Origin of the sequence: Protaetiibacter sp. SSC-01 (assembly GCF_014483895.1) — a bacterium.
GTDB lineage: Bacteria > Actinomycetota > Actinomycetes > Actinomycetales > Microbacteriaceae > Homoserinibacter.
This window is the reverse complement of sequence record NZ_CP059987.1, coordinates 1190008-1207320: the sequence shown is the minus strand read 5'-3', so window position 1 is coordinate 1207320 and position 17313 is coordinate 1190008. Positions and strand designations below refer to the sequence as shown.

19 protein-coding genes are annotated in these 17313 nt (G+C 70.9%); 4 read left to right on the top strand and 15 right to left on the bottom strand.

The features are described from left to right. Position 1: 1 nt before the first annotated feature. The 6 genes from H4J02_RS05720 to H4J02_RS05695 all read right to left on the bottom strand — a co-directional run bounded on the left by H4J02_RS05720 (position 2) and on the right by H4J02_RS05695 (position 7782). Positions 2-2257 carry a glycoside hydrolase family 3 N-terminal domain-containing protein gene (locus tag H4J02_RS05720; RefSeq protein ID WP_187676124.1) on the bottom strand — a complete coding sequence of 752 codons (2256 nt, stop codon included), beginning with the start codon at positions 2255-2257 and terminating at the stop codon, positions 2-4. Next, the gene (locus tag H4J02_RS05715) at positions 2254-3213 is read right to left on the bottom strand and encodes an ABC transporter permease (protein WP_262406264.1); all 960 of its coding nucleotides are present in this window, start codon (positions 3211-3213) and stop codon (positions 2254-2256) included. The genes H4J02_RS05720 and H4J02_RS05715 overlap by 4 nt, the downstream gene beginning before the upstream one ends. A 132-nt stretch (positions 3214-3345) precedes the next feature. Beyond that, complete coding sequence (locus H4J02_RS05710; RefSeq protein ID WP_187676122.1) at positions 3346-4425, bottom strand: ABC transporter permease; 1080 nt, start codon at positions 4423-4425, stop codon at positions 3346-3348. Further along, on the bottom strand, positions 4422-5231 hold the full coding sequence (locus H4J02_RS05705) for an ABC transporter ATP-binding protein (protein ID WP_187676121.1): 810 nt from the start codon (positions 5229-5231) through the stop codon (positions 4422-4424). The genes H4J02_RS05710 and H4J02_RS05705 overlap by 4 nt, the downstream gene beginning before the upstream one ends. Then, complete coding sequence (locus H4J02_RS05700; protein WP_187676120.1) at positions 5228-6052, bottom strand: ABC transporter ATP-binding protein; 825 nt, start codon at positions 6050-6052, stop codon at positions 5228-5230. The genes H4J02_RS05705 and H4J02_RS05700 overlap by 4 nt, the downstream gene beginning before the upstream one ends. Positions 6053-6123: 71 nt before the next feature. Next, positions 6124-7782, bottom strand: coding sequence for an ABC transporter substrate-binding protein (locus H4J02_RS05695; RefSeq protein WP_187676119.1), 1659 nt, complete (start codon positions 7780-7782; stop codon positions 6124-6126). 113 nt (positions 7783-7895) lie between these two features. On the opposite strand from H4J02_RS05695, the gene H4J02_RS05690 reads away from it, so the two are divergent. Beyond that, a complete protein-coding gene (locus H4J02_RS05690) occupies positions 7896-8549 on the top strand; it encodes a TetR/AcrR family transcriptional regulator (protein WP_187676118.1) in 654 nt (217 codons plus the stop codon). Positions 8550-8570: 21 nt separating this feature from the next. Here the strand turns inward: H4J02_RS05690 and H4J02_RS05685 are convergent, their stop codons facing one another. Both H4J02_RS05685 and H4J02_RS05680 read right to left on the bottom strand, forming a co-directional pair. After that, the gene (locus tag H4J02_RS05685) at positions 8571-8927 is read right to left on the bottom strand and encodes an SIP domain-containing protein (protein ID WP_187676117.1); all 357 of its coding nucleotides are present in this window, start codon (positions 8925-8927) and stop codon (positions 8571-8573) included. 59 nt (positions 8928-8986) lie between these two features. Beyond that, a complete protein-coding gene (locus H4J02_RS05680) occupies positions 8987-10414 on the bottom strand; it encodes an amidase (protein WP_187676116.1) in 1428 nt (475 codons plus the stop codon). 69 nt (positions 10415-10483) lie between these two features. Here H4J02_RS05680 and H4J02_RS05675 point away from each other — a divergent pair, with 69 nt between their 5' ends. The 3 genes from H4J02_RS05675 to H4J02_RS05665 are packed head-to-tail and all read left to right on the top strand — an operon-like array spanning position 10484 to position 12539. Beyond that, a complete protein-coding gene (locus tag H4J02_RS05675) occupies positions 10484-10867 on the top strand; it encodes a GntR family transcriptional regulator (protein ID WP_187676115.1) in 384 nt (127 codons plus the stop codon). Then, positions 10864-11772, top strand: a complete 909-nt coding sequence (locus tag H4J02_RS05670) for an ABC transporter ATP-binding protein (RefSeq protein ID WP_187676114.1) — start codon at positions 10864-10866, stop codon at positions 11770-11772. The genes H4J02_RS05675 and H4J02_RS05670 overlap by 4 nt, the downstream gene beginning before the upstream one ends. After that, entirely contained in the window at positions 11769-12539 is a 771-nt protein-coding gene (locus H4J02_RS05665; RefSeq protein ID WP_187676113.1) for an ABC transporter permease, read from the top strand. The genes H4J02_RS05670 and H4J02_RS05665 overlap by 4 nt, the downstream gene beginning before the upstream one ends. Before the next feature lie 4 nt (positions 12540-12543). Here the strand turns inward: H4J02_RS05665 and H4J02_RS05660 are convergent, their stop codons facing one another. The 7 genes from H4J02_RS05660 to H4J02_RS05630 form a co-directional block, all read right to left on the bottom strand. Further along, complete coding sequence (locus tag H4J02_RS05660) at positions 12544-12969, bottom strand: VOC family protein (protein WP_222942216.1); 426 nt, start codon at positions 12967-12969, stop codon at positions 12544-12546. Further along, on the bottom strand, positions 12966-13544 hold the full coding sequence (locus H4J02_RS05655; RefSeq protein ID WP_187676112.1) for a GNAT family N-acetyltransferase: 579 nt from the start codon (positions 13542-13544) through the stop codon (positions 12966-12968). The genes H4J02_RS05660 and H4J02_RS05655 overlap by 4 nt, the downstream gene beginning before the upstream one ends. A 16-nt stretch (positions 13545-13560) precedes the next feature. After that, positions 13561-14358, bottom strand: a complete 798-nt coding sequence (locus H4J02_RS05650) for an ABC transporter permease (RefSeq protein WP_187676111.1) — start codon at positions 14356-14358, stop codon at positions 13561-13563. Further along, the gene (locus tag H4J02_RS05645) at positions 14358-15260 is read right to left on the bottom strand and encodes an ABC transporter ATP-binding protein (RefSeq protein WP_187676110.1); all 903 of its coding nucleotides are present in this window, start codon (positions 15258-15260) and stop codon (positions 14358-14360) included. The genes H4J02_RS05650 and H4J02_RS05645 overlap by 1 nt, the downstream gene beginning before the upstream one ends. Before the next feature lie 64 nt (positions 15261-15324). Next, positions 15325-16029 carry a uracil-DNA glycosylase gene (locus H4J02_RS05640; protein ID WP_187676109.1) on the bottom strand — a complete coding sequence of 235 codons (705 nt, stop codon included), beginning with the start codon at positions 16027-16029 and terminating at the stop codon, positions 15325-15327. After that, entirely contained in the window at positions 16026-16751 is a 726-nt protein-coding gene (locus tag H4J02_RS05635; protein WP_187676108.1) for a Type 1 glutamine amidotransferase-like domain-containing protein, read from the bottom strand. The genes H4J02_RS05640 and H4J02_RS05635 overlap by 4 nt, the downstream gene beginning before the upstream one ends. Further along, complete coding sequence (locus H4J02_RS05630; RefSeq protein WP_187676107.1) at positions 16748-17275, bottom strand: phosphoribosyltransferase; 528 nt, start codon at positions 17273-17275, stop codon at positions 16748-16750. The genes H4J02_RS05635 and H4J02_RS05630 overlap by 4 nt, the downstream gene beginning before the upstream one ends. Positions 17276-17313: the final 38 nt, after the last annotated feature.

The window sequence follows — 17313 nt, the reverse complement described above, 5'->3', positions numbered from 1 at the left end:
GCTAGCGGACGCTGAAGCGCGCCGCGAGCAGCACCTCGTCACGCGACGACGGACCGACGAGCACGTCGAACTCCCCCGGCTCGACGACCCGCTCACCCCGCGCGTCGACGATCGTGCAGTCGGAGACCCGCAGCTCGAGTCGCACATGCTCGGATGCGCCCGGCTCGAGCGTCACCTGGCGGTAGCCCTTGAGCTCCTTGTCGGCCCAGCTCGCGCTCGTCACGTCGTCGCGCAGGTAGAGCTGCACGGTCTCGCGCACGGGACGCGTTCCCGTGTTGGCCACCGTCACCTCGGCGACGACCGTGTCGTCCGCGCCGAACTCGGCGCCCGAGAGGCGGAGGTCGGAGTACGCCACGCTCGTGAAGGAGCGCCCCTCCCCGAACGCCCAGGCGGGCGACTGGGTGAGGTCGGCGTAGCGGTCGCCGTGCTGCCCGCGGATCTGGTTGTAGTAGGTCGGCTGCTGACCCACGTGGCGGGCGAACGAGATCGGGAGGCGACCCGAGGGCTCGACGTGGCCGAGCACGATCTCTGCGATCGCGCGCCCGCCCTGCATGCCCGGATTGGCCGCCCACACGACCGCGGCCGCCCGTTCGACGGACGCCGGCAGCACGAGCGGCTTGGAGGCGATCAGCACGACGATCACGGGGGTGCCCGTCGCGATGAGCGCGTCGAGCAGTGCGATCTGGCCGCCCAGCAGCTCGAGCGTCGCGGTCGAGCGCCCCTCTCCCACGAGCTCGATGTGGTCGCCCACGACGGCGACCACGGCATCCGCGTCGCGGGCGTGCTCGACGGCCGCGGCGATGAGCGCCTCGTCGGGCGGGCACGCCCGCACGACGGGCGGCCGGGGCTGGCCGTCGGGGAAGAACGGGCCGTCCGGATGCGGTTCGAGCGTCAGGATGTCGGCCCCGCGGGCGTAGCTCACGTGCGACCCCTCGGGAGTGAGCTCGCGCAGCCCGTCGAGCACGGTCGTGATCATCTCCCGCGGCTGGCCGTCGAGCCAGCCCGCCTGCCCGGATCCGCCCGCCCAGTCGCCGAGCTGGTACTGCGCGTCATCGGCGAGAGGGCCCGCGACCGCGATCCGCAGCGGTCGGGACGCCGCGCCCGCGGCACCCGCTTCCACCCCGAGGGGGAGCGTGCCGTCGTTCTCGAGCAGCACGATCGAACGCCGTGCGGTCTCGAGGTTGAGCTCGGCGTGCGCCGCCTGGCCGACGATCGACTCATGACCCGCGCGCGGCAGCCGGGGATCCTCGAAGAGACCGAGGTCGAACTTGAGGGCGAGGATGCGCGCGACGGCGGCGTCGAAGGCGTCCTCCGCGAGCATCCCGCGCTCGACGGCCTCGAGGGCGCCCTCGAAGAACCTCGGCGTCGTCATGATCATGTCGTTGCCCGCTCGCGTCGCAGCGGCCGCCGCGTGGGCGTAGTCGGGCTGCACGCGCTGCTCCCACACCATCCGGCCCACGTTGTCCCAGTCGGTGACGAGCACGCCCGAGTAGCTCCACTCGTTCTTGAGCACGTCGCTCAGCAGCCAGTCGTTGACGACGATGGGCACGCCGTCGGTCGTCTGGTATCCGAGCATGAATGTGCGGCACCCCTCACGCGCGACGCGCTCGAACGGCGGCAGGAACCACGAGCGCAGCTTGCGACGCGAGATGTCGGCCTCGGATGCGTCCCGCCCGCCCTGCGTCTCGCTGTAGCCCGCGAAGTGCTTCGCGGTCGCGAGGATCGCCGTCTCGTCGGAGAGCCCGTCGCCCTGGTACCCGCGCACCATCGCGGAGGCGTACTCCCCGATGAGGTGGGGATCTTCGCCGAACGTCTCGTCGACGCGGCCCCAGCGCAGGTCGCGCGCGATGCACAGCACGGGCGAGAACGTCCAGTGGATGCCGGTCGCCGCCACCTCGATCGCCGTCACGCGGGCGACGCGCTCGAGCAGCTCGGGGTCCCACGAGGCGGCCATGCCGAGCTGCGTCGGGAAGATCGTCGCCCCCGGCCAGAAGGAGTGGCCGTGGATGCAGTCCTCGGCCACGAGGAGCGGGATCCGCAGGCGAGTCTCGAGCGTCAGCCGTCGCGCCTCGAGGATGCGTTCGGGCGAGGTATGCAGGATCGACCCCGCATGTCGTGTGCGCACCACGTCGATCAGATCGCCGCGCGCGTCGAGCTGGAGCATCTGCCCGACCTTCTCCTCGATGCTCATGCGCGAGAGCAGGTCGGCGACGCGCTCCGACGTCGAGAGGGTCGGATCGCGGTACGGCTCGGTCATGCGGTGGCCTTCTCGCGGGTCGCCGCGGTGTCGGTGGGCTCGGGGTCGTCGGTGGGGATGGAGAGGTCGGTGCGGACGGCGGTCACGGCGTCGTTGACGTCGAGCCCCTTCGTCCGCATGGCGCGAGCGCGCTCCCCCGCCGAGCGCAGGCGGGGGTTGACGTACTCGTCGATGCCGAAGTTGATGAGCGACAGCGCGACGCCGATGAGGGCGATGCAGAGACCCGGCGGCAGGTACCACCACCACTGATTCTGCTGGAACGCGCCCTGCGCCGAGGCCCAGTTGAGGATCGTGCCCCAGTTGTAGGCCGTCACCGGGATGACGCCGATGTAGGCGAGCGTCGTGAGCCCGAGGATCGCCGCGGTCACGGTGCCCACGAAGCTCGCGGCGATGAGCGCGAGCAGGTTCGGCAGCATCTCGACGAGGATGATGCGCCGCAGCGGCTCGCCGTTCGCGCGCGCCGCGAGCACGAAGTCCCGATTGCGCAGCGACATCGTCTGGGCACGCAGCACGCGCGCGCCCCAGGCCCAGCCGATGAGTCCGAGCACGGTCGCGATCGCCCACAGGGGCGGGTCCTCGAAGATCGACGCAACGACGATGATGAGCGGGATGCCCGGGATGACGAGGAAGACGTTGGTGAGGGCCGAGAGGGCCTCGCTCTTCCAGCCCGAGAGGTAGCCGGCGATGACGCCGACCGTGATCGCGATGACCGTCGCGATCGCCGCCGCGAGGAAGCCGACCACGATGACGCCGCGGGTGCCGTGGATCACCTGGCTCAGCACGTCCTCGCCGATGTGGGTCGTGCCGAGCCAGTGCTCGGGCGACGGCGGACGGAGGCGCTGGGTCGGGTCGATCTTCGTCGGCGAGTACGGGGCGAGCACGTCGGCGAAGATCGCGACGAGCACGAAGAACGCGAGGATGGCGAGTCCCGTGACCGACTTGCCGTTGCGGAACATGGCGAACGCGGAACCGAGACGCGCCCACCAGCCCGTGTCGCGCTCGCCGCTGCGGGAGGTCACGGTGCGCAGCAGGAAGGTCTCGGGCGCGTTGGCCGCGCGACGCCCCTCGGATCTCTTGTCGGTCATGGTTCAGGCCTCGGTCTGACGGGTGCGCGGGTCGAGGAACGCGTAGGCGATGTCGGCGAGCACGTTGGCGATGAGCACGGAGAGCGTGATGACGAGGAACACGCCCTGCATGAGCGCGTAGTCCTTCGCATTCGTGGCGTCGAGCAGCAGCTTTCCGATGCCGGGATAGCTGAACACCATCTCCATCACGATGGTCCCGCCGACGACGAATCCGAGCGAGAGCGCGAAGCTCTGGATCTGCGGCAGCACGGCGTTGCGTGCGGCATACCCCCACAGCACACGGCGGTTCGGCATGCCCTTCGCCTGCGCGACGGTGATGTAGTCCTCGTCGAGCACCGTGAGCATCATGTTGCGCATACCGAGCATCCATCCGCCGAGGGATGCGACGACGATCGTCAGCACCGGGAGCGTGCCGTGGTGCACGACCTGCCCGATGAACTCGAAGGACCACTCCGGCCGCACGCCGACCCCGTAGGCCTTGCCGATGGGGAACCACCGCAGGTTGACGGAGAACGCGGCGATCGCGAGCATCCCGAGCCAGAAGTACGGGATGGTGTTGAGGAACGTCGTGATCGGGATGAAGACGTCGAGCCTGCTGCCGCGGCGCCAGCCGATGATCGCGCCGCCCACGGTGCCGATCGTGAACGCGACGATCGTCGCGAAGCCGACGAGGCCGACCGTCCACGGGAGGGCCTGGCCGACCACCTCGGTCACGGGGCGCAGCCCGTGCAGGAGCGAGACCCCGAGGTCGCCCCGCACCAGATGCGCCCAGTAGTCGATGTACTGCTCGACGAGCGACTTGTCGGTATCGAGACCGAGGAGCGCGCGGAGCGCCTCCGCCGCCTCGGGGCTCACGTTGCGGTTGCGGGCGAGGAACTGGTCGACCGCGTCACCCTTCATGAGGCGCGGCAGGAAGAAGTTGATCGTGATCGCCGCCCACAAGGTGAAGAGGTAGAACGCGGCGCGGCCCCCGAGGAAGCGCCACGGGATGCGGCCGCGCCCCTTCGTGGTGTTCGTCGCGGTCGTGCCGACCTCGAGCGCGTCGGGCCCGGTCTCGGCGAGCGTGGGCTGGACCGCGGTCATCGGCTGCCTCCTTCGATGCGGCCCGTGGCGGCGAAGTGCCTCTCGGGGTCCGGGGACGCCGCGCGCAGCTCCCGCGTGTAGGGGTCCTGCGGATTGAGGATCACGTCGTCGGCCGGGCCGTGCTCGACGACCCTGCCCTGGTTGAGCACCATGATGTCGTCGCTGAAGTGGCGCGCCGTGGCCAGGTCGTGGGTGATGTAGAGCACCCCGAGCCCCTCCTCGCGCTGCAGCTCGGCGAGCAGGCGCAGCACGCCGAGTCGGATCGACACGTCGAGCATCGACACCGGCTCATCGGCCACGAGCAGCCGGGGGCGCGACGCCAGCGCCCGGGCGATCGCGACTCGCTGTCGCTGGCCGCCGGACAGCTCGTGCGGGCGGCGCTCGATCACGGCATCCGCGTCGAGGCGCACGCGCTCCAGCAGGCGACGCACCTCGGTCTCGACCTGATCGCGCGGCACGACGGCGTCGAGCCGCAGCGGACGCTCCAGGTGGTAGCGGATCGAGTGGTACGGGTTCAGGGACGCGAAGGGATCCTGGAAGACCATCCGCAGCTGCTGCCGATAGCGGCGCAGCGCCTTGCCGCGGCGCGGGATCGGCGCGCCGTCGAGCAGCACCCGTCCTGTCGTCGGCGTCTCGAGCTGCGTGAGGATCTTCGCGATCGTCGACTTGCCGCTGCCGGACTGCCCGACGAGGCCGAGCGTGCGGCCCGACTCGAGGGTGAAGCTCACGTCGTCGAGCGCCTTCATCTGGCCGGCGCCACGCACGTTGTAGATCTTGGTGACGTGGTCGAACTCGAGCACGGTCATCGCGCTACGACCCCTCTCTCCCCCGTGAGCCGGGGGAACGACGACAGCAGCGTCTTCGTGTACTCGTCCCGCGGTTCGGCCCAGATGCGCTCAGCCGTGTCGAGCTCGACGATCTCCCCCTCGCGCATGATCGCGATGCGGTCGCTGATCTCGAGCAGCAGCGGGAGGTCGTGGGTGATGAAGATCACCGAGAACCCGAACTCGTGCCGCAGTTGCGAGATCTGTCGCAGGATCTCGCGCTGCACGAGCACGTCGAGCGCCGTGGTCGGCTCGTCCATGACCATGAGCTGCGGCCGCAGCGCGAGCGCCATGGCGATCATGACGCGCTGCCGCATCCCGCCCGAGAGCTCGTGCGGGAAGGATCGGGCACGGGCCGCGCCCACCTTGACGATCTCGAGCAGCTCGGCGACCTCCGCGCGGCGCGTCGCCCGCGGCATCCCGGGACGGTGCACCTCGAAGACGTCCTCGAGCTGGCGCCCGATCGGGGCGACGGGGTTGAGGGCGTTCATCGCGCCCTGGAAGACCATCGAGATCTTGTCCCAGCGGAACCGGCGCATCTGCTCGGCGTCGAGCGCGTTCACGTCGATGTCGGTGCCGGATGCGTCGTGGAAGACGACGGAGCCGCTCGTGATCACTGCGGGGGCTTTGAGCAGCCGCTGCACTCCGTAGGCGAGAGTCGTCTTGCCGCATCCGCTCTCGCCGGCGAGTCCGAGGATCTCACCTCGGTGGAGCTCGAGGGTGACGTCTCTGACGGCCGCGACGGGCGGGTCGACGTCGTACACGACCGAGAAGTCGCGCACGGTGAGGAGGGGTTCGTGCATCGTCGGTGTTGCTTTCGTCTCTCGTGCGCACGGGGCGGCTGCACGCACAGCGGCCGCCCCGTGCGACATCCTCATTCGGCGGGCTTGAGCTTGGTGAGGATCTGGACGATGCCCGGCTGCGTCGGGTCGGCGGACGCGTAGAGGTCGTCCTCCGACGGCCACCCGACGTAGTTGCGGGTGTTGAACTCGCCGAGCAGCGGGTGCGACCCCAGCGGGATGGCGGGCACGTTGTCCACGAACGCCTTCTGCACGACGGCGAGCGCAGCCTGACGGCTCGCGTCGTCCGACGCGTTGGCGTACTCGTTCAGTGCCGCCGTCACCTTCGGGTCGTCGAAGCGACCGAAGTCGAACTGCGCCTTCCCGTCGACGATCCACTTGGGGTCCATCGTCGAGGTGTAGAGGCCGTACGCGTTGCCGGTGTCCTCGAGCCAGTGGATGATCGCCTGGAAGGTGCCCTCCTGGCGCGCGGCGTCCCAGCCGCCCCAGTCGGGCTGGTCGATCTTGACCTCGATGCCGAGACCCTCCTTGAGCTCCTCGGCGATGAGCGCCTGCTCGGTGTTCCAGTCGCTCCAACCGGCGGGCACGGAGATCGAGAAGCTGACGGCCTCGCCGTCGGGGTCGATGAGCTTGCCGTCGGCCCACGAGTAGCCCGCGTCGGTGAGGATCTGCTTGGCCTTGTCGACGTCCACCGAGTACGTGTCGTCCTTGTACTCCGGAAGGATCTCGTCGTCGAGGAGCTCGCTCAGGCCGGTCTTGCTCCAGATCGGCGTGCTGGCGCCCTCGCGGGCGATGTCGACGTACGCGTCGCGGTCGATCGTCCAGGCGAGCGCCTGGCGCAGCGCGACGTTGTCGAACGGCTTGGCCTGCAGGTTCAGGAAGAGCGTCCCGGAACCGAGGGTCGGGGAGGCCAGGAACTGGTTGTCCTCGTCGGCGGCGAGGTAGCTGCTTTCGATCTGCGGGATGAACGCCTGCGCCCAGTCGGCCTCGCCCGAGGACAGAGCCGTCGTGAGGGCGGCGTTGTCGCCGTAGGAGACGTAGTGCAGCTCCGGCACGGCGAGGTCGCCGCCCCAGTAGTCGGGGTTGGCCGTGAGGGTGACAGACTCGGTCGTCCAGCTGTCGAGCACGTACGGACCCGTGCCGACGGCCATCCCCTCGCCGGTGAGAGGGTCGGCGTTGGGGTCGTCGATGTCCGCCCAGATGTGCTCCGGCACGATCGCGGTGTGCAGCACGCGCGACTGCGCCGTGTACTTCGAGCCGTCGAAGCTGATGACGACGCTGTCGCCGTCGGTCGTCACGTCGGCGACCTTGAGCGCGCCGCCGTCGGTCAGCTTGCCGGTCTTCAGCATGTCGAAGGTGAAGACGATGTCGTCGGCGGTGAAGTCCTCGCCGTCGCTCCACTTCACGCCGCTGCGCGGCACGACCGTCAGCTGGGTGTAGTCGTCGTTCCATTCGACGGACTCGGCGAGCCACGGCGTCGTGCCGAGGTCGCCAGTCGGGTTGACGAGCGCGAGGGGCTCGAAGATGACCTTCGCGTAGCCGTACTTCGACGCCGACGAGTCACCGAGGAACGGGTTGTGCGACTCGGTGGTGATCGCGCCGTCGGGCTTGGCGATCGTGAGGGCTGCGCCGCCCGCCGATCCCGAGTCCGTACTTGCGGAGCATCCGGCGAGGGCTGTGGCACCGAGGGTGAGGATCGCACCGACGGCGATCAAGGACTTTCTGAGCTTCATTGCTTCTCCTTGGGCGGGGTTGCACCTTACTTACCACTTAGTAAGTAAACTGACGCGCTAAGGTTACAGACCGGAAAGTCCGGTGGCAAGACCGGCGTGCGAGGAGGGTTCCGTTGACGCGAAGCAGCACCGGCGCGACGCGGAGCCGACCCGAGACAGCACGCAAGCGCACCGAGATCCTGCAGGCCGCGATCGAGACGTTCGGTGCGAAGGGGTCGACCAACGGCACCCTCGCGGATATCGCGGAGCAGGTCGGCATGACGCACGCGGGCGTGCTCCATCACTTCGGCTCGAAACAGAAGCTGCTGCTCGAAGTGCTCACCTATCGCGACGAGTCGGACGTGGCGGAGCTCGTCGACCAGCACATCCCGGGCGGACCGGAGCTCTTCCGTCACCTCGTGCGCACGGCGTACGCGAATGCTCTCCGTCCCGGCATCGTGCAGGTCTACGCCGTGCTCTCATCCGAGTCGGTGACCGACGACCACCCCGCACGCGAGTACTTCCAGAATCGGTTCCGCACCCTTCGCGGCGAAGTACGAGCGGCGTTCGAGGAATTGTGCGCTCACGAGGGCATCACCGATCGCTCGACGATCGCAACGGCGAGCGCCTCGATCCTCGCGGTCATGGACGGGCTGCAGCTCCAGTGGCTGCTCGATCCCGATTCGATCGATCTCGGCGAGGCGAGCGAGTTCGCGATCACCGCGATCGTCAACGGCGTGCTGCGCCCCGGCCCCGCACTCGACAGCCACGTCGAATCCGACGGATGACGCGGCCGTCCTCGGTTCGGCTCAGTACGAGGTGAGCGAGTGGGCGGCCCGGTCGCCCGAGATCCACGCGTACACCTGGTGCTCGCGCTCAGCCTCGACGGGGAGCATTTCCGAGAGCCACGCGTCGAGGGCCGAGCGCAGGCTCTGGCCGAGGTCGCGGCGCAGCCACGTGACGCACACGCGACCGGGGGCCGCGATGGTGCGGACGGCCGCCTCGTCGGCGACCTCCACGAACACCTGGCCGCGGGCCTTCGCGGGGAGCGTGGCGAGCACGGTCTCGACGATCGCGAGGTCGGCGTCGACGGCCCCGAGCAGCACCGAGTCGCCCTGGCTGGGGTTCCAGGCGATGGTGGCGGGGAGCACGTCGGAGAGGAGCATCGCCATCAGTATAGGTCAGCCTTACCTAACGTGGCTGCAAGTCCGCCGAGGCTTCCACCTCACGCGCTCCAGGCGGGCGGATGCCGGCGCTGCCAGCCGAGCCGCCGCTCGAGCTGCGCGCCGATCGCGAGCAGCGTCCGCTCCCCACCCGGACGCCCCACGAGCTGCACGCCCATCGGCAGCCCGTCGTCGGTCACGGAGACCGGCAGCGTGATCGCCGGCAGCCCCGACACGTTCACGAAGCTCGTGAACGGCGTGTAGCGCACCTGCTGCGCGAAGTTCTCCTCGCCGTCGTCCGCGTCGTACCAGCCCACCGGCCGGGGCGTGAGCGCGAGGGCGGGCGTGACGACGGCGTCGTAGGGCGCGAACCGCGCGATCGTGCGGCGCTCGAACCCCGCGAGCCAGTCGAGGGCCTCCCCCAGCTCGCGCGCGCCGAGCGCGCGCCCCTGGTCCACGAGCCAGCGCGTGAGCGGCTCGACGAGCGCGAGTCTGTCGTCGTCGAGCGGAAGGGTCGCAGCCCCGGCCTGCCAGATCGCGCGGAACGCGGATGCATAGCCCGGCTCGTCGGGCACGCGCAGCTCCTCGACGCCGTGGCCGAGCGCGTCGAGCTCGGCGAGCGCGAGCTCGACGGCCGCGCGCGCCCCGGGGTCGATCGTCAGCTCGTACGCGGTCGCCCACGGCGAGTCGAACGTCACCGCGAGCTGGAACCGCCCCTCACCGCGCGTCGCGGCCGCGAGGAACGGCCCGTCGCCGCCCTCGTTGGGGGGAACGGTGGCCCACGAGGCCCGTGTGCCGGGTGGCGCGGCGAGCGCGTCGAGCAGCAGGCCCGCATCCGCGACGGTCCGCGCGAGCGGCCCCGCCTGCACGAGCCCCGCAAGCGACGAGAACCCGGATGCCGCGGGCACGCGCCCGCGCGACGGCTTGAGCCCCACGAGCCCCGTCGCAGCCGCGGGGATGCGGATCGATCCTCCGCCGTCGGAGCCGGGCGCGACGGGAAGCAGGCCCGCGGCGACCGCGACGGCGGCCCCGCCGCTCGAGCCGCCCGCGCCGAGCGCGAGGTCGTAGGGGTTCCGCGCCGGTCGCCCGGCGAGGGGTTCGGTGTAGCTCGGGAAGCCGAACTCGGGAGACGCGGTCGCCCCGAGGCTCACCGCGCCCGCACCGTCGAGCACGCTCACGAGCTCGTCGCTCTCCTCGGGCACGAAGCCCGCGAAGGCGCGCGAGCCGAACGTCGTCTCGCGCCCGGCCCGCGCGAGGAGCGCCTTGTCGGCGAGCGGGAGGCCCCACAGGGCGAGCGCGTGCGGGAGCGCCGCGACCTCGTCCGACCGGCGGAGGGCGGCATCCGCATCCACGAGCGCGAACGCGCCGAGCTCGGGGTCGAGCCGCGCTATGCGGGCGAGGTAGTGCTCGACGAGCTCACGCGCGGTCACCTCGCCGCGGCGCAGCCAGTCCAGCTGCTCGACGGCGGTGAGGTGGTGGAGTTCGAACACCCTCCCGAGCGTAGGCCGACGCCGGACTTGACATCCGCCGCGTCAGATGGTTGGTTAGTTACTCAAGTAATGAACCCACCCACCAACTGGGAGCCGCACGTGGACGACAGCCGCCCGATCTTCCTGCAGATCGCGGAACAGCTCGAGGACGACATCGTCGCGGGCCGCCTCCCGGAAGAGACCCAGGTCCCCTCCACCAACGAGCTCGCCGCGTTCCTGCGCATCAATCCGGCCACGGCCGCGAAGGGCGTCAACCTGCTCGTGGACCAGGGGGTCCTCTACAAGAAGAGAGGCATCGGCATGTTCGTCGCCGAGGGCGCGCGCGCCCGCCTCGTGGCCCAGCGCCGCGATCGATTCCGGGAGCAGTACCTCGCTCCCCTGCTGACCGAAGCCGAGCGGCTCGGGATCACGCCCGACCAGCTCGCCACCATGATCCGGGAGGACGGACGATGAGCACGGTGATCCGCGTCGAAGGACTCGGCAAGACCTACGGCCACGGTGCCAACACCGTACGCGCCGTCGCCGACGCGAGCTTCGCGCTCGAGGAGAACCGCATCCACGGCCTCCTCGGACGCAACGGCGCCGGCAAGACGACCCTCATGCAGCTGCTCACGGGGCAGGAGTTCGCGAACGCGGGGACGGTCGAGGTCTTCGGCGAGTCCCCCGTCGAGAACGCCCGCGTGCTCGACCGCGTGTGCTTCATCAAGGAGAGCCAGCGCTACCCCGACGACTTCCGCGTCAAGCACGTGCTGCGCAGCGCCCCGTGGTTCTTCCCCGAGTGGGACGAGGACTTCGCGGACGACCTCGTGGAGCGCTTCCGCCTCCCCGTGAACCGGCGGGTCAAGAAGCTCTCCCGCGGACAGCTCTCGGCGGTCGGCGTCATCGTCGGCCTCGCGAGCCGCGCCCCGCTGACGTTCTTCGACGAGCCCTACCTCGGCCTCGACGCCGTCGCCCGCCAGCTGTTCTACGACACGCTGCTCGCCGACTTCGCCGAGCACCCCCGCACCGTGGTGCTCTCGACGCACCTGATCGACGAGGTCTCGAACCTGCTCGAGCACGTCGTCGTCATCGACGAGGGCCGCATCATCATCGACGCGGATGCCGACGACCTGCGCGGATCGGCGATCGACGTCGTGGGGGCGCGCGGCGCCGTCGAGTCCTTCACCTCGGGCCGCGAGGTGCTGCACCGCAGCGCCCTCGGCGGCCTCGCAACCGCCACCATCGCGGGCCTCGACGAGGCCGGCCGGGCCGCGGCCCGTGAGGCGGGGCTCGAGCTCGCGCCCGTCTCGCTCCAGCAGCTCGTCATCCGCACGACCACCGGCGAGACCGCCGATCGCACGAACGGAGAAGTCGCATGACCGCCGTCACGACCACCACCCACTCGCCCGCCTCACCGGGCACGCGCATCTGGCGCATCGTGCGCCTGCTCACGGCCAACCCGGCCACGACGATCGGGATGCCGCTGCTCATCCTCGGGCTCATCTTCCTGGGCACCTGGTTCATCTGGTGGATGATCATGGCCTCGGTGTCTCCGTCGGACGCCGCGGACGCGGCCGAGGGCATCCAGTACAACGGCGCGAGCGCGTGGATCTTCTTCTACATGCTCGTCGTCGCGGTGCAGGCCGTGAACCTCGCGTTCCCGCTCGCGCTCGGCTACGGCTCCACGCGGAGGGCGTTCAGCACAGGAGCCGGGCTGACCTTCCTCATGCTCTCGGCGGGCTACGCGCTCGTCATGACGGTCGGTCGGTGGCTCGAGCAGCTCACCGGCGGCTGGGGTGTGCGAGGGAGCTTCTTCGGCTCGTTCTATTTCGCGACCGACGCCGGCTGGCTCGCCCAGTGGTGGATCTACTTCTGCTGGTTCGTGTTCTTCTTCTTCACGGGCATGATCTTCGCGGCCGTGTTCGTGCGCTGGAAGGCCGTCGGTCTCACCACAGCACTGCTCGTGCTGGGCGTGCTCGTGGTCGCGGGCGTCGCACTGCTGACCTTCACGAGCAGCTGGCCCGCCTTCTGGGAGGGCGTCGTCGAGCTCGGCACGCTCGGCGTCGCGAGCTGCCTCCTCGTGCCCGCTGTGCTCGCCGCCGGCCTCGGCCACCTGCTGCTGCGGAGGGCCACCCCGCGCAGCTGACCGCTCAGGCCCCGTCGCCCTCGCTCTGCTCCAGCTCCTGGAACAGGGTGAGGGCGACCCCGTCCGGGCCCTCGAGGCGCGCGTTGAGCGAGCGCCAGGGCGTCTCGGTCGGCGGGGCCACGAGCTGCGCACCCCCGGCGACCGCCGCATCCGTCGCCGCCCCCGCATCCGCCACCTCGAGCGCGACCCGCATCGTGAGCGGGTAGGCGTGCGCAGCGGGACGGCCCACCTCGACACGGTCGATGTAGTCGATCTGCGAGCGGTTCGCGATCTCGAGGGTCGCCGACGGGATGCCGAGAATCACGACGCGCGCATCGCCCTCGGCCTCGTAGGCCTCCTGCACCGGCAGCCCGAGGGCGTCGCGGTAGAAGGCGAGCGCGGCGTCGATATCGTCGGTCTCGAGCACGAGCCGCAGCTGCAGTGCGCTCACTTGAGGCTCTTCTGCAGGAGCACGGTGCCGAGCCAGCGGTCGAACTTGAAGCCCACCTTGCCCATGTGCCCGATCTCCTTGAAGCCGAACGACCGGTGCATGGCGATCGACGCCTCCGCGCCCTTGTCGGCGATCACGGCGATGACCTCCTTGATGCCCGCATCCTTGGCGCGCGTCAGGAACTCGGCCATGAGCGCCTTCCCGAGGCCCTTGCCCGTGGACGCCGGGCCGAGGTAGATCGAGTTCTCGACCGTGTAGCGGTAGGCGGCCTTCTGCTTCCACGGCGACGCGTTCGCGTAGCCGAGGATCTGGCCCGAGGGCGACACCGCGACGAGCCACGGGTAGCCGAGCTTCTCGTTGTGGCGGAACTTGGAGCGCAGCTCCCGCAGGGTCTGCGGCTCCTCGTCGAACGTCACCGTCGAGTTGGCCACGTAGTGGTTGTAGATCTCCCGGATGTCGGGCAGGTCCTGCTCGGTCGCGTCGCGGATCGTGAACGAGAAGTCGGGCTCGGGGTCCGGCTTCTTGCGCAGGTGGGGCGGCAGCTGACGTCTCGGGTTGTATTCCTCTTCGAGCATCCCGCCTCCTCGAGCGTCAGGTCACGTCACGGCGCCACGTCGTGAGCCCGCCGATCGCGAGGAACAGCGCGGCGTAGCCCGCGAGCACGAGTCCACCTTGCCACCATTCGAGGGCGTCCGCGGCACCGCCGGCGACGAGCGAGTAGATGCTCGAGCCGACGAGCGCGTCGGTCGCGGCGCCCGGCAGGAAGCGGCCCACCGCGGCGGTCCACTCCCAGAACGAGGTCCCGAGGCGCAGGAGCGGCTCGAGGAACTGCGTGAAGGCGAGCACCGTCACGATGACGGCGACCTGGTTCGGCATGAGCACGCCGAGCCCGACGCCGATGACCGCCCACAGCGCCATCGCGAGGAGCGCGCGCCCGATGAGCGCCCACGTGTCGCTCGAGCCGAAGCCCGGGTCGACGCCCACGAGCTGCAGGATGAGCCCGCCGAGCCCCGCGGCGGCCACGAGGCCGACGATGCCGAAGACGGCACCCCACACGATGCCCGCGCCGATCTTGCCGCCGAGCACGATGCCGCGGCGGGGCGTCGCGAGGAAGGTCGGGGTGAGCGTCTGGTGGCGGGCCTCGGAGGTGGAGGCGAGCGCGCCGAACAGCAGCGGGAACACGTAGCCGACGGACGTCGCGGTGCTGTAGACGAGCGGCGGGATCGAGCCCTCGCCGATCATGCCGCCCGACTCCTCGACGAGCACGCCGCCGAGCGCCGCGATGACGCCCGCGTTGAAGCCGGTCCAGACGAAGAGGATGAGCGCGAGCAGCCACCACGCGCGCGTCGTCGCGATCTTGAGCAGCTCGGAGTGCAGTGAACGCAGCATCAGCGGATCTCCCCCTCGCCGACGATCCCGAGGAACACGTTCTCGAGCCCCTCCCGTTGCGGCACGAGCAATCGCAAGGGCACGCCCGCGGCGAGCGCGGCCCGGCCGATCGCGTCGGCGTCGAGCCCGGTCACGTGCAGGCCGTCCGCGGCCGCGTCGACGTGCGCCCCCGCCGCCTGCAACGCGCGCGCGAGGGCTTCGCGGTCGGCCGCGTCCACGTGCACGCGTGCTGTCGTGCCCCCGTTCTCGAGCCCGTCGAGCGTGCCCTCGTAGGCGAGCTTGCCGTGCGAGATGATGACGACCCGGTCGACGGTCTGCTGCACCTCGCTCAGCAGGTGCGACGACACGAGCACCGTGCGCCCCTGCGCCGCGAGGTCGCGCAGGAAGACGCGGATCCAGCGGATGCCCTCGGGGTCGAGGCCGTTGATGGGCTCGTCGAGCACGAGCGCCCCCGGGTCTCCGAGCAGGGCGGCCGCGAGCCCGAGACGCTGCCGCATGCCGAGCGAGTAGCCGCCCACGCGACGGCGGCCGGCATCCGCGAGTCCGACCCACGCGAGCACCTCGTCGACCCGGCCGGTCGGGATGCCCGCGGCGGCGCCCATGACACGCAGGTGGTCGCGGCCCGTGCGCCCGGGGTGGAAGCTCGCCGCCTCGAGCGCGGTGCCGACCGTGCGCAGCGGCGACTCGAGCTCGTGGTAGCTGCGGCCGTCGAAGGTCGCGCGCCCGCTCGTCGGGCTCACGAGGCCGACGAGCGAACGCAGCGTCGTGGTCTTGCCCGCGCCGTTCGGGCCGAGGAAGCCCGTCACGACGCCGGGTTCGACGCGGAAGCTCAGATCGTCGACGGCTGTCGTGCCGCCGAAACGCTTGGTCAGGGATTGGATCTCGATGACAGGCCCGGCCATGGCGCCCACGCTATCGAGACCCGCATCCGCGCGCCTCCCCCTTCTGGCGGAGGCGGCACGTCGCTCAGGCGGGTAAGACGACGTCGAGCGCGCGCAGGTCCCAGTTCACGGGCTGCGCGCCGGCCGCCGCGAGCAGCTCGTTCGCGCGGCTGAACGGCCGCGAGCCCCAGAAGCCGTTGTGCGCCGAGAGCGGGCTCGGATGCGCCGAGGCGATGACGGGCGTCTCGCCGAGCAGCGGTCGCAGCGTTCCCGCGTCGCGGCCCCACAGGATGGCCACGAGCGGGGCGTGTCGCGCGACGAGGGCGCGGATGGCGTGCTCGGTCACGGCCTCCCACCCCATCCCGCGGTGGGATCCGGATGCGCCCGCGCGCACCGTGAGCACGCGGTTGAGCAGCATGACGCCCTGGCCGCTCCACCCCGAGAGGTCGCCGTGCTCGGGCGGCGTCACGCCGATGTCGGAGGCGAGCTCCTTGTAGATGTTCTGCAGGCTCTTCGGGAGGGGCCGCACGTCGCGCTCGACGGCGAACGACAGTCCGATCGGATGCCCCGGGGTCGGGTACGGGTCCTGGCCGACGATGAGCACACGCACGTCGTCGAACGGATGCGTGAACGCGCGCAGCACGTTCGGCCCGGCCGGCAGGTAAGGGCGGCCCTCGGCGACCTCCGCGCGCAGCAGCTCGCCCATCCGCGCGATCTGGGGTGCGACGGGCTCGAGCGCCGCGGCCCAGCCCCGGTCGACGAGCTCGGAGAGGGGGCGGGGCGGCGTCATGCGCCGAGCGTGCCCACGATGACGCCCGCGGGCTCGTCGAGCACCTGCCATACGCTGCCCTCGCCGAACACCGCGAAGCCGTCGTCGCCCACGACGAGCGCCGTCTTCTCGTCGATCGCGACGCCGCCGTCGACGAGCCCCGCCTCGGTGGCCGCGACGAGGCGGCTGAGCGTGCCCCACTGCGCGGCATGCACGTCGACGGCGAGGTCGACGAGGCCGAGGCCTTCGACGACGGTGACCTCGTCGAGGTCCTCCGCCGTCTCCTCGGGGCACACGGCGATGCCGTTGATGCGCCAGCCGCCCACGATCGCGCGGTCGGCGGCGATCATCGCGCCCGCCGAGAAGCCCAGGTACGGGAGGCCGTCGGCGACGAGCAGCCGGATCTCCTCCACGAGCGGGTCGACCGCCGCGAGGTAGGCGGGCGTCAGGCCGCCCCCGATGACGAGGCCGTCGATGCCCGTGAGCACGCTCGCGGGGAACGTCTCCCCCGACGGGACGATCGTCACGACGGGCTCGCACGCGGCGACGCGGCGGAACGACTCGGGGTAGCCCGCGCGGTACTCCTCTGACGGGGTGTCGTCGTCGACGACGATGAGCACGCCGACGCGCGGCACGAGGCGCCCGCTCACCGCGGCGCGCGCGGCAGCCTCGGCGAGGAAGACCGACGTGACCTCCGGGTCGCCGCCCGGCGACCATCCGCCGCCCACGAGGTGCACGCTCACGCGGCGCCCTCTGCCGCTTCGGCCCCGGCGGCGCCGTCGGTGTCGTCGGGGAAGGCCACGGGACCCGCCGAGCTCCAGGGGAACATGATCCAGCGGTCGGTGCGCCGCCACGTGTAGTGCGGCTCGTGCACCGTTCCGGGCTTCGCGTAGAGGCACACCGTGCGCACCTCTCCCCCGCCCGCCTGCAGCAGCTGCAGCACGAGCGCGAGCGTGCGACCCGAGTCGGCGACGTCGTCGGCGAGCAGGATGCGCTTGCCGACGAGCGACTCCTGGTCGAGCGTCGGCGGCAGCAGCACGGGCTCGTCGAGCCGCGTCTCGACGCCCGTGTAGAACTCGACGTTGAGGCTGCCGAGCATCTTGACGTCGAGGGCGTAGCCGAGCGCACCCGCGAGCGGGAGTCCGCCGCGCGCGATCGCGACGATCGCATCCGGGCGGAACCTGTCGGCGGCGATCGTCTCCGCGAGCTCGCGCGACGCGCGCCCGAACAGCTCCCAGTCGAGGATCTCGCGCTCCGCATCCGCCATGCCTCAACGGTACCGACCCTCCGCGGGGTCTAGCATCC